We start from the raw sequence: 11,982 nt of genomic DNA, 5'->3' as shown, positions 1-11,982 counted from the left end.
GTGTTCTTAATTATGTAATCAGCGGGTTTCACCGATACCTTATACCGGTTTCCACGGTGCTTGGAGGTTTGTTATCAGGAATGCTTGTTTATTGGTTTGCACCAGAGGCGGAGGGTCACGGTACTGATGCTGCAATAGACGCTTTCCATAATAAGGGGGGCAGAATAAGGAGACGTGTGCCTATTATCAAGACTCTTGCATCAGCAATAACCATTGGCTCTGGTGGAAGCGCTGGCAGAGAGGGCCCCTCGGCGCAGATAGCCGCTGGTTTCGGATCCTACATCGCTGACGTTTTCAAGATGGATGATCATGATCGCAGAATAGCCATGGCGGCTGGAATTGGCGCCGGTATAGGAAGCATTTTTCTTGCACCTCTTGGGGGTGCGTTGCTGAGCACAGAAATTCTATATCGCAGGGATTTCGAGGTAGATGCGCTCATCCCCTCTATTATAGCTTCGGTTACAGGGTATATAATATTTGGCTATAATTTCAACTATCAACCGCTTTTCAGTATTCCAGGATCAGGGATCCTTGGGTTCAGCCACCCTGCGGCGCTGATCCTATACTCGCTTGTTGGCGTGGTTGCAGGTCTTCTCGGCGTACTGTATGTGATTACTTTCTACGGCGTGCAGAAAATGTTCAAAAGAGCGAAAAAAATCCCTAATTTTGTGAAGCCGGCGATTGGCGGGCTTGTTGTTGGTGTCATCGCAATATTCTTCCCGGAAATTCTTGGCCTGGGGTACGGGTGGATACAGTTAATCTTTCTTGACAGGATTTCAATGTTCCCGATCTGGCTTCTGGTAGCCTTGATTATTGCGAAGATAATTGCAACATCATTCACAATAGGATCTGGTGGGTCTGGAGGCGTCTTCGCTCCCGGAATGGTTACTGGGGCATTTATCGGTGCACTGATGGGAATTATTTTTATTCCCTTTTTCCCATATCTTAATGTAATTGAAGTAACAATAATTGGAATGATTTCTTTCTTTGGTGGCATATCAAAGGCTCCGATATCTGTGATGATCATGGGCACAGAAATGACAGGAGGCTATTCTCTATTTCTACCACTAATGCTTTCTACCGTAATTTCTTATTATATCTCTGGGCAGAAATACTCCATATACCACAATCAGGTGCTAAATAGGCAGAGTTCCCCGGCACATAAACAGGAATACGAGAGGCCAGTGCTTGATTCCATTACAGCGTATGAATCCATGAAACGCAATTACTATTATGTCACACCAGAGATGACTCTCAGAGAATCAATGTATACGATCAGGGAAAGCAGGACTAAAGTTGTCGTGGTACAGAAAGACGGTCTTTTGAAAGGACTGCTTTCTATTGAGCAGGTAAAGCCTTCAATGGATCTCGACAGAACGACCGCCCAGGATGTTATGGACAGCAACGTACAGACCATAAAAGGAAGCGCTACAGCACATACCGCAATGGATATGCTTACCAGAAGCACAGCCGGTAAGCTGGTCGTTGTCGACGATGAAGATCCCGACAAGATACTTGGTACCATAGGCCTTTCTGATCTTGCAGATGCATATAACCGAGAGATTAGGAAATTAAAATTCCAACAAAGTAAAGCTAACACTGGCGACGGGGACAAGTAACCCGCACTCCAGAGATCCTGTATCCGGACACTTACCACCGTTACAAGAGCACCTGCGGTAACAACAAGGCGTGTCCGTAACTACCCGGCAATGAATTATACGTTAACTAGAAGAGAAAGTTCCTGATAGTCTGCTGAAGATCATCAATTGGATAATCCACAATTCGGGAGAATAAAATGGCTGCGGTGAGGGATGCATTGGTTGCAGAGACGAGAAAATTTCGTCCAGAAGACGTAAGAAAAGTAGTTGAAATAGCAAACAACTCACTGACTGAGTACTATACTGAAGCTCTTTTGCTGGATCTTTACGAAAACTGGCGAAACTCATTCATCGTCTATACCGTCAATGACAGGATCGTAGGCTTCATTGTTGGATCAAAATTTTCCAGAACAGAAGCTAGAATACTTCTTCTTGCTGTTGATAAAGATTTCAGGAACATGGGTTTGGGGCATGTTCTTATGAAAACCTTCATTGATACCTGCAATCAGGAAAATCTATTGTCGGTCAGATTGGAAGTACGTACCGATAATGTAACTGCAATTGGTTTTTACAGGAATCTTGGATTTTCCATCATATCCACCATTAAGGGGTATTACAGCGATCTATCTGACGCTTACCTGATGTGGAAGTTACTCTGATGAATTAAATGTGACTATTACCTGCTTAACAACAATTGCTTCAGTGAATGATGTAAAAAAATTGGGGGATTAGAAAACAGGTGTTTCCCCGCTTACAAATTTGTCTGTGAGGTCTGCTATGTTCTCAAGCCGCTGATCAGCTATTCTCCTAATGTTCGCCCTATGTTTAGATCTGTCCGCACCCGGAGCATATATTAACTGTATGCTTGCCACATGCGGCTCGTCTACGGGTCTCCCAATCTGGGAGACTATTCTAACCATTGCTTCCTCAACGTCTCCGCCGCTTTCCTTTATCACGTCTTTAGCTATGATGTTCGATAGAACATTATACAGTTTTCCTACATGCGTAACAGGATTCTTTCCGGCGGCAGCCTCCATACTCATCGGCCTGTACGGCGTTATTATCCCGTTAACCCTGTTACCTCTTCCCACGGATCCATCATCCCCATTTTCCATTGATAATCCTGTAACAGTAAGGTAGTATACATTCTCGTCCTTTAGATCCCCGGTATTTATGAAAATCTTAACATTCAACTCTGTCTGCTTCTTGACAAAATCTGTTACCAGGTTGGTAAGCTCTTCCTTGATGGAGAAATATTCACCCTTGTCCTTTACAAACTTGTCAACATAAGCAGCCGCGATGGTTAGGTTTATGGTATCTTTCTGCCTGAATCCCATCACCTTAATATCATACCCAATGGCAGGGAGTTTATTCTTCAGGTTTCCGTTGAGATATTTCTCAGTATTAAGGACTAGATTTTCCGTATCAGTGAAGGGGGCGAATCCGACTCCAAACGACGTGTCATTAGCCTTGTGTTTTCTTGTATCATACAACCCCCTGAGATCAACAGAACCGTGGCCAATTCTGGAGTCTATCATTACATCGGAATCAAGATCAAGATGTTTGAAGTTGGTAGCTAGGTACTCCTTCGCTGCCTTGACAGCTATTGACTTGCATGGAATTCTTTCCCCATCAACTGTAGTTGTGGCTCTGCCGCTCAGAAGAATATAAGCGGGCTCAAGCACCTTTCCACCACCAAATTTAGGAGATGCCTGCCCTCCAACGACTTCCACCTGATCGGTGTTGTGGTGAAGAATTCTGCCATATTCCTTAAGGTAATACTTACTCAAACCTCTGCTAACCGCCTCTGCGATTCCGTCACAGACGCTATCAGGGTGCCCAATTCCCTTCCTTTCCACCAGCTCTACTTCCCTCTGGACCACCGGGGTCTGGTTCAGTTCTTCGATTGAAATGTTTCTTTCAGTTTCCTGTTTTTCCTTCAATACAGTAGTTTCCATCAGTATTGTCCTCTGGTGATGCGATAAATAAACTATATTAAACATTTTGTTAATTCGGTCAATAAATTACCACGGTTCTATTATTATTACCCATAGTTATAATACAATAACTTACGGACAAAATCTTTTATCGCCTCCTGGGTTAAGGAACCAATGAGAGCCCTGATTAGCGTTTATAACAAATCCGGCCTGATAGAATTCGTAAAGAGTTGTGGAGATGTCATGGGAGAGATTTATGCTACCGGTAGCACTGGCGATCACCTCCGAAAAAATGGAATTTCGGCAAGGAGCACTTCTGAGCTGACTGGATTCGAAGAGCTCCTGGGTGGTAGGGTGAAAACCCTGCATCCGAGGATTTTTGCCGGAATACTTTCAGACTACGATTCAAGGGCCAGAGGAAACACAGATTATCCGGATTTTGACATTGTGATTTGCAACTTCTACCCCTTCAGGTCAGTCTCGGAGGGCAATGATGTTGAGAAAATGATTGAGAATATAGACATCGGCGGCGTTTCTCTTGTGAGGGCGGCCGCAAAGAATTATGCCAATGTCGCGGTACTCTCAGATCCTGCGGATTATCCACCGGCCTTAGAGTCCATCAGAAGCACGGGCAATATTTCTGATGAATTGAGGAAAGAACTGGCGCTGAAAGCCTTCCAGAGGGTTGCGGATTATGATATACTTATACATAATTCGCTCCAGAGGGTTTTCGGAGAGAAATCACTGGAAACCCTTTTAATAAGCGGCGTTCGTGGGGAGAAACTCAGATACGGGGAAAACCCGGATCAGAGAGGCTATGTGTTTTCCGACGGCAGCTCAAAGGGCATTGCAAATGCAAGGAAGCTCAATGGAAAGGAGCTATCTTACAATAACCTTATGGATGCAGATTCCGCATTTTTTTCGGTGATGGAATTTGAAGTCCCTGCGTGTATGATTATAAAGCACAACACGCCGTGCGGAGCGGCAACGGGGAAGGACCTCACAGAGGCTTTCACGAGGGCCCTGTCCACAGATACAGAATCTGCGTACGGTTCGGTGATAGGTTTCAATATGAACGTTGATGCCAGCACTGCTGCGGCTTTATCATCACTTTTCGTAGAAGTCGTTGTGTCGCCCGGGTACAGCAAGGAAGCCATAAGCATACTACGGAAAAAAAAGAATCTTAGGGTACTCGAGGTGGAGAAGCCTCTCAATCGAGGAATGAAAGTGAGATCTATTTCAGGCGGGTTCCTTCTGCAGGACGATCTGGTATCCACCTATGAAAGACTGGAACTTAAAACTGATACGGAGGCATCTCCGTCAGAGATTGAGGATCTAAAATTTGCATGGAAGGTAGTGACCCACTGTCGCAGCAATGCTATTGTACTTGCGAAGAATGGATGTGCCGTTGCAATAGGTGCTGGACAGACATCGAGAGTTGAAGCCCTGCGAATAGCGATCAATAAAGCCGGCGAGAAAGCAAAGGGATCAGTTATGGCTTCGGACGCTTACTTCCCATTCTCCGATAGCGTGGAAATCGCTGGAGAACATGGGATATCTTCAATAATACAGCCGGGCGGATCAATTAGGGATGAAGAAGTGATAGCCATGGCAAAGGAAAAACATATACCCATGTATTTCACCGGGAAACGGGTATTCCTTCACTGAACTCAAAACGGAAATTTGGGGAGGTCGCTCACTTTCTCCCCAATGCCTTCAATTTTCATGCCAACTGCATCCTTAATCCAGTTCTTGTAGAGACACCTACCCTTTATTGCTGAATTCTTCCACATTGTGATCTCGTCAGCATAAACATTTGTTGCCACTGATCCGCTCTTCATGTGAAGGATAACGGCATAGATATCCTGTGCGCTGACACCATTTGAGAGTGTGACCTGATTCGCATGAATAGGTCCAGAAACCATGCAGTTCTTTCCAAGCATTATTAAGTTTGCGCTTACGCCCTTGATCACGCTAAGTTTCGTCTGGCACTCAAGGTTCATCTTACACTCTATTCTTTCCGCACTAATTTCACCATTGCCCTCGAGAGTATTGCATAATATCTGGCCATGGACTGCAATAAGATCATTCGCACGGATGTCTCCAGATGCTGTCACATTTCCAGAAGATTTTATTGACCCAGCAATCACGACTTCCCGAGCCTTTAAGTCGCTGCATTCTAGTGATTCGCCAGTCTTTAGTTCTTCAACCTCCATTGAACCCTTGCTTACAACTGAACCTCCGACATTCATGACTCCGCATTTTACATTGTTGAAGAAGGCATTCTTTTCTATGGTCATTACTGAGGCTTCGATGTAGGAACTGCTTTCAAGTGTGCCTTCCACGTTCATCGAGTCGGATTTTCCTGATTCAATAATGGCCGCGGCTCCAACTCTCACGGAAATACAGTCAATTTTTCCAGCTTCAAGAGAACCCGTAAGAATTTCATCACAATTTATCTCCCCAGCTCTGAGTGCATCTCCTACTGAGACCGTCTTTCCGTGGATTTCATGCTGGACAATGAGATCGTTTCCGGCTATTATTTTATCACAGTTCAAGGTTCCCGCAGAGACAGAATAGCTTGAATCAAGAGTATCTGCCATGATGGCGCCCCTGACAATCAGGTCGCCCTTTTGCATGGTAATTGCATCACCGACTGACAGATCCCCCGATATTGAGAGATCAGCCCTGGATAAGAGTTTCTGGCAGACCATGCTTCCCGGAATGTGTGTATTTCGCTCAACAGTGACGCTTCCCTTTACAGTCAACAAAGTAACAGACTCGGAGATTCTTCCTCCTCTAAGATAGAGATTCCCGCTAATCTCGGACTTTTCAAATACCTCTCCTTCAGAGAGAATTATATTACCAGATTGCTTGAACATTCATATCCAGAAAGAGTCAAAATTATTAAACCATCGCAAACCCGTTTTGATCTGGTTAATAGGGCACAAATTACAAAATTATGGTGTACCTTATTTCTATATATATCGTGCTGAAATGTCCAATTAACGGAGATATTGATGAAAATTTCCCCGCAACAGACCGAAGCTCCGAAACTGTCAGTGACATGTCAATCGGTACAACCAAACTTTCCTTTAATCGCATTGCAAGACACTTAATTATTCCACCCAATAGCTCTTGAAATGTTAAGGGCACTGGGATTTCCCGGCTTTGTGAAGCAGCCTAGAGGAAAAACCTTGCTTTTAGCTGAATGGCAGAATTGTCTCGATGAATACCATGGGCACCACAGTTGACCACATAAGCATTGCTCTCGGATACCTCAGGGACTGTCCCCAAGTAAAATTCCCAAAATCTTGTTATCTAGAAATAAGTGGTGGAGGCGATTAACGGTATCTGGCCTTGTTTATCTATTGCTTGTTTCGGCCTGGGGTTCCTGCATGGAATTATACCTGATGAACATACGCGACCAATCGCCTTCTCTTATTCTGCAGTGACTGCCTCCTGAGGAGGTATGAAGGCTGGGGCATTCCTTTCACTCTCATTTACTATTCAGCGTGCAATGATGAGCGTAATCGTATATTTTGCAATAGTAAAACATTGGCTTCATCACCCAGCATTAACGAGCCGCTATACACAATTATGGGTTTGGCCATGGCAATCGCAGGATAGCTGATATTGAAAAATAGATTTACACATTTCCACCCCATGATGCACATTACAGCCAATGATCTGGCTCAGCATGTTCATTCTGTGAAAATCTTGGAAAATCGGAGACCCCTGTTCCCATTCACTGGACTATTATTCACGGCTTCATATCAGGTTTTGGAGTGGATACAGGACTATTTCCCACATTCATCTCTCTGGTGATCCTTCCCTATCTGGCGAAAATGGGGTTATGGGAACTCAGCTGGCTTTCTGGTACCCTTTTTGGTTTGGTAACATTCGTTCTATTGATGCTTGTTGGATTTGACTTCGGGAGACAATTCAGATGGGAAAGAAACTTGGGAAGCAGAGAATGGAATTATTCGGAAGACACGTTGGAGCAAGGGTATTAATATTTGGCGTCGTCGTCTTCTTAATACTTGACTTGCTTTATATCCTCGGTATTGAAAATGATCTTTCCATAGATTTCCGCATTCTCATCGTTCTGCTGGTCATGTGTTAGCCATAGCTCTCCCGGTAATGGCATATACTTAGTTGGAGCTTGAAAAGAAATCACCTCCAGATGACAGAGTGATCTGAGAGCTTATTTATGAAGTCATTTCTTCAGAATCAGATCGGGAATAGCAAGAAAGCAAGCAGAAAACCAAGAATCGCGCCGGTGTTGATAAAAGGTAATCCAGGCGCTGGTTTCTCTACATCTGTGAAAAAGAGTACCGCCATGGCCACAAGGGCACCGATCATAGTGAAGAGCACATAGAAAATCCAGTTCGTTGGATAACTGTACGTGAATGCTGACACAACCAGGATACTTGGCATTGCAACATCTCCGAAACCGAGCATGAGAGCCCCGTGTTCCGCTCTCCCTGCAAAGGTCATTTCGCTCAATTTTGTACCCCTTCTTGAAGGCACAACAAAAAGGAGGGGCAGGTTCTCATCAATTGCGGCTTCTGCAAGGGCTACCATGTGCTTGGTCTTGTACACAGAGATATAGTCGTAGACAGCGAAAATTATTAGAAGAGCCACAGCAGCCCAGACACCTACAATGACGCCCCATACTGACCCAACTCCCGCCACGAGAAATATCCCAGAAGCATCCACCACGTACCATTCGTTCCTGAATGCCAGTAGATAAAGGAATATCAAAGGGAGACCGATGATTATTATCAGAGAGATGGCATTGAACTCAAATTGTGTATAGGCAAGGTATGCGGCTATTGGGTACGAGATGAAGAGTGACACATAGAAGACAACGTAGACGACCATCACTATGAACAGCCATTTTAGGAAGCGGACCTTTTTCCTCCTAGCAAGAAATATGACAACAAGGGAGAACACGATAATGAGAGGAATGAAAACTAGAACATTCCCGAAACCTCCAGTGGAACCGCTTGCCTTGATGGAAGCATCCTGAATTATCAACTGTTGCGAAATGTATATCGCAAAGAGTGAAGAAACGGCGAACAGAATCATCGTGAACAGTTCAGGCAGTACTCTTCTTATTCCTTTCACCTCTTTTCTTCTTTCCATTATATTCGCAGCTTATTTTTGGACAGAATTTCCACCTTCTTCCTTTTCCCGTCATCACTATAAGGGGGGCAGAGCAATAAGGGCACTTCTCTCCGGTCACTGAGAGCAAACCCATCTGCGGAAGCGCATAAGTCACCTTGCAATCCGGATAATTGGAGCACCCTAGGAACCGTTTTCCAAATCTTGACTGCCTTAAGACTAGCCTGCCCCCGTCTGATGGGCATACTCCGAAGGAATCCTTATTTAAGTTGTATTCGCACTTAGGGTTAATGCATCTTATATCGGGGGACTGTCCCCTCCTTATCACTTTGATCTTCGGCAGAGAACAGACTTCACATCGATCTTCAAGCAGCTGAACAAGGGCACCGCCTGGAAGGTTGAAATTTATTCTGCAGTCCTCAGTTTCACATTTTACCGTGTAATAATCCCTGTTTTTCAGGAGTATGATATTAGAATCATGAAATGGACATTTTCCGATGGACTCACCCTTCCTGAGAGACCCATTAATAATTTCCCTGATTTCCGACTCCCGGTTCTTAAAATCGGCAAGCACGGAATGGAGCATAGTCCTTGACTCGTAGACAACCTGATCCTTCTTCATTTCTTTTCCGGCGATCCTATCCATCTCCCTTTCCAGCTCAGCGGTCATCTGAGGTTCTGAGATCTTGGATTTCACTGTCGTGACAGAATCGATGAGCCCGATCCCTAGATTGGTGGGCCTTACAGGATTTCCCTCTATGAAGCCACGTTCCTGGAGTTTCGCAATGATGTCATGTCTCGTACTCTTTGTTCCAAGAGAGAGGTCTTCCATTGCTTTGAGCAATGCAGCCATGTCATAACGCCATGGCGGTTTTGTGTGTTCCTTGACCATTTCCCATTTTGTTGCCTTGACCTCTTCTCCTTTCTCAAGGTCAGGGTGATAGGACTCGTCAATTTTCCTGTAGGGATAAAGCTCCAGCCATCCCGGTTTTGTGACCCTGACTCCCCTGGTCTTGAAATTGTGGCCTGCAATATCAATGAGAGCCTCTTTCACTTCCCTCTCACCAGCTACATACAAGGTGGCGAGGAATCTCCTGAGAATAAGCTCGTATATCCTCGCATAATCACCCTTCAGCAACCCTTTTTTTACGGAGTTGACTGGATAAATAGGGGGATGATCCATGGCCTCTGTCCTCCCCCTTGATGGAACTATTCTCTCCTGCGACAAAACCTTGTTTACGTCATCCCTAAACTCTGAACCTGATAACTTCTTAAGTACGGATTTCAGTGAGATTGACTTCTGATATACCGTATTGTCAGTTCTTGGATAACTTATATAGCCTCGTGTATAGAGAAGCTCCGCTATAGACATGGCTTTCGGCGGTGAGATACCGATCCTCGACGCCTCCCTGAGGAAATCTGTGGTGTTGAACGGTGAAGGTTTTCCAATGCGTTCTAACCGATTCTCAAATTCCTTCACAGTGCCGTTCTTCCCGTTGACATCATCAAGGATCTTCGCTGCCTCTTTCTCTGACCCTATATTTCCAGCTTCATACTCACCCTGGAACGCCCCACTCTTGAAGAACAGAACCAGCAATCTCCAATATGGTTCCGGTTTGAAAGCCATTATCTCTTTTTCTCTGCCTACTATGAGCGCCAGTGTAGGTGTCTGTACTCTGCCTATCGACAGGAAATTCTTTCCGTATCGATGCGCTGCCAGTGAGAAAAATCGCGTTAGAACCGCACCCCATATAAGATCAATTTCCTCTCTTGCTTCTGCAGAATCAGCAAGGTTGTAATCCACCATGATGGGTTCTGAAAAGGCCTGCTTTATCTCTTCTCCCGTGAGAGCGCTGAACTTGGCCCTCTGTACTTCCGGCACCTTTCCCAGTGACTTGATTTCCTCCCTTATTATCTCTAGAGCCTCAACGCCTATGAGTTCGCCCTCCCGGTCGTAATCAGTGGCAATGACGATCTTGTCTGCTTCAGGAGCGAAGTGTTTAAGTGTATTGTATGCAGTCCTGTTCTTGACGTTCTTTAGTATCTTTGAGTCAATGAGGGTGCCCAGATTTACGGACTTCCATTCCGTCATTTCCTTCGGAAAATCTATTCCAATAATGTGACCACTGAGCGGAATCACCACAGTGCGATCCTTTTCGCCAAATTCAATGTAGCTGAGTCCCTTGGCTCGTTTCTGTTTTGAATTCCCATCAGAAAGAAAATAGGAGATACGCCTAGCAGCGTCGGCTTTTTCAGCGATTATAAGCGTTAACGTCAATCAATGCACCCCGGAATTGCCGGAGGGAGAATATTTGCTTAGTATATATTAAAGTAACAGGAATACCTTATTTTGCTCAAGGTTAAATAACTTATTGAATCGAGTTATGGAATTCAGGCATTGTCACTGGAATCGTAATGAGCTCGACCGGTAGGCACTCCACGAATTATTTTTTTGTAAGATCTGTTCAGTCTAATTCCCGGGTCAACAATCCCTTGCCTAGATAATCTGCTGATAGCAGTACATTGAGATTCATACGAGGGTAAGACCGACAAAACCGGTACAATAATCATCGTTACGTAAATCACGAGGCACCAGAATGCAATCTTTACTCTATCGCTGAAGGTGACTTTAGTTAAAGGCACCTTATCGTGGATCTCTATCTCCTTCTGGCTTAAGAAATGCTAGAAATTGGGAAGCAGTTCCTCGTTTCCTTTCCTTTCTACCTTATGCATTGACGATTTGTTCTCTACCTTCTATAACATAGAGATGAGATGGATGAAGACTGTGGGAAATGCCAGGGGCATTTCATAAAAAAAAGTCATTCACACTCAGGAAGTCTATTGTGCCATATCCCACGGCATTTTGCCATTTTTATGGACACACTCACCCATTATTTCCTTATCATTCAAAAGCAGAAGTAGAAACAGCCTCGCAGCAGACGTGAATGTTTTACTATCACCTGCACCGCAAAATTCATGTAACCAAACGGGCATCAGGTATTAATGGTATCCCGGCTGCAAGTATCAACGCAGCAAAACTTGGCAGATAAAAGTCGAGTGTTTTTCCAACCTTTACAGGAAGGTTTATGCCCCCATCCTAAGGCTTCACTCACGGCCACGATGGGCTTGCCGATATGGCTTTGGCATCAATAAACCAGCTTCCACAAGCCGGACCGCGAACAGTTCCATAGAAAAGCACCAACCTTGGAGGCAAAAATCTGAAGGATTTTAGTAACTGCGACCGTAAACCATTATGACCGATCCAATGAACGCATCAATCTGGCGTCACTTGATGTTGCTCTTGGTCAAACCTTTGT

8 protein-coding genes are annotated in these 11,982 nt (G+C 44.7%); 4 read left to right on the top strand and 4 right to left on the bottom strand.

Features of this window, described 5'->3' with window-relative positions; translation table 11 throughout:
• Both QW597_03580 and rimI read left to right on the top strand, forming a co-directional pair.
• On the top strand, positions 1 to 1,619 hold a 1,619-nt coding region (locus QW597_03580), incomplete at its 5' end, for a chloride channel protein (protein ID MEM0155666.1).
• Between the two features lie 176 nt (positions 1,620 to 1,795).
• Entirely contained in the window at positions 1,796 to 2,257 is a 462-nt protein-coding gene (gene rimI, locus QW597_03575) for a ribosomal protein S18-alanine N-acetyltransferase (protein MEM0155665.1), read from the top strand.
• A 69-nt stretch (positions 2,258 to 2,326) separates the two neighbouring features.
• On the opposite strand, the gene QW597_03570 is transcribed toward rimI, so the two are convergent.
• The gene (locus QW597_03570; GenBank protein MEM0155664.1) at positions 2,327 to 3,556 is read right to left on the bottom strand and encodes a methionine adenosyltransferase; all 1,230 of its coding nucleotides are present in this window, start codon (positions 3,554 to 3,556) and stop codon (positions 2,327 to 2,329) included.
• 153 nt (positions 3,557 to 3,709) lie between these two features.
• Here QW597_03570 and purH point away from each other — a divergent pair, with 153 nt between their 5' ends.
• A complete protein-coding gene (gene purH / locus QW597_03565) occupies positions 3,710 to 5,203 on the top strand; it encodes a bifunctional phosphoribosylaminoimidazolecarboxamide formyltransferase/IMP cyclohydrolase (GenBank protein MEM0155663.1) in 1,494 nt (497 codons plus the stop codon).
• A gap of 2 nt (positions 5,204 to 5,205) precedes the next feature.
• Here the strand turns inward: purH and QW597_03560 are convergent, their stop codons facing one another.
• Positions 5,206 to 6,417: a hypothetical protein gene (locus QW597_03560; protein MEM0155662.1), complete on the bottom strand. Its 1,212-nt coding sequence runs from the start codon at positions 6,415 to 6,417 to the stop codon at positions 5,206 to 5,208.
• Positions 6,418 to 7,484: 1,067 nt separating this feature from the next.
• Between QW597_03560 and QW597_03555 the strand changes: the two genes are divergently transcribed.
• Entirely contained in the window at positions 7,485 to 7,661 is a 177-nt protein-coding gene (locus QW597_03555; GenBank protein MEM0155661.1) for a hypothetical protein, read from the top strand.
• Positions 7,662 to 7,768: 107 nt separating this feature from the next.
• On the opposite strand, the gene QW597_03550 is transcribed toward QW597_03555, so the two are convergent.
• Complete coding sequence (locus QW597_03550; GenBank protein ID MEM0155660.1) at positions 7,769 to 8,686, bottom strand: presenilin family intramembrane aspartyl protease PSH; 918 nt, start codon at positions 8,684 to 8,686, stop codon at positions 7,769 to 7,771.
• The gene (locus tag QW597_03545) at positions 8,640 to 10,943 is read right to left on the bottom strand and encodes a DNA topoisomerase I (GenBank protein MEM0155659.1); all 2,304 of its coding nucleotides are present in this window, start codon (positions 10,941 to 10,943) and stop codon (positions 8,640 to 8,642) included. Before QW597_03545 ends, QW597_03550 begins: the two co-directional genes overlap by 47 nt.
• Positions 10,944 to 11,982 lie beyond the last annotated feature (1,039 nt).

Source organism: Thermoplasmataceae archaeon, assembly GCA_038729425.1.
Classification (GTDB): Archaea; Thermoplasmatota; Thermoplasmata; order Thermoplasmatales; family Thermoplasmataceae; genus B-DKE.
This window is presented reverse-complemented; position numbering and strand designations above follow the sequence as displayed.

What these genes read in the sequence shown, in the direction of transcription:
- QW597_03570 (MEM0155664.1), bottom strand. Translation starts at nt 3,556, where the DNA reads ATGGAAACTACTGTATTGAAGGAAAAACAGGAAACTGAAAGAAACATT.
- QW597_03550 (MEM0155660.1), bottom strand. Translation starts at nt 8,686, where the DNA reads ATGGAAAGAAGAAAAGAGGTGAAAGGAATAAGAAGAGTACTGCCTGAA.
- QW597_03560 (MEM0155662.1), bottom strand. Translation starts at nt 6,417, where the DNA reads ATGTTCAAGCAATCTGGTAATATAATTCTCTCTGAAGGAGAGGTATTT.
- QW597_03555 (MEM0155661.1), top strand. Translation starts at nt 7,485, where the DNA reads ATGGGAAAGAAACTTGGGAAGCAGAGAATGGAATTATTCGGAAGACAC.
- purH (MEM0155663.1), top strand. Translation starts at nt 3,710, where the DNA reads ATGAGAGCCCTGATTAGCGTTTATAACAAATCCGGCCTGATAGAATTC.
- rimI (MEM0155665.1), top strand. Translation starts at nt 1,796, where the DNA reads ATGGCTGCGGTGAGGGATGCATTGGTTGCAGAGACGAGAAAATTTCGT.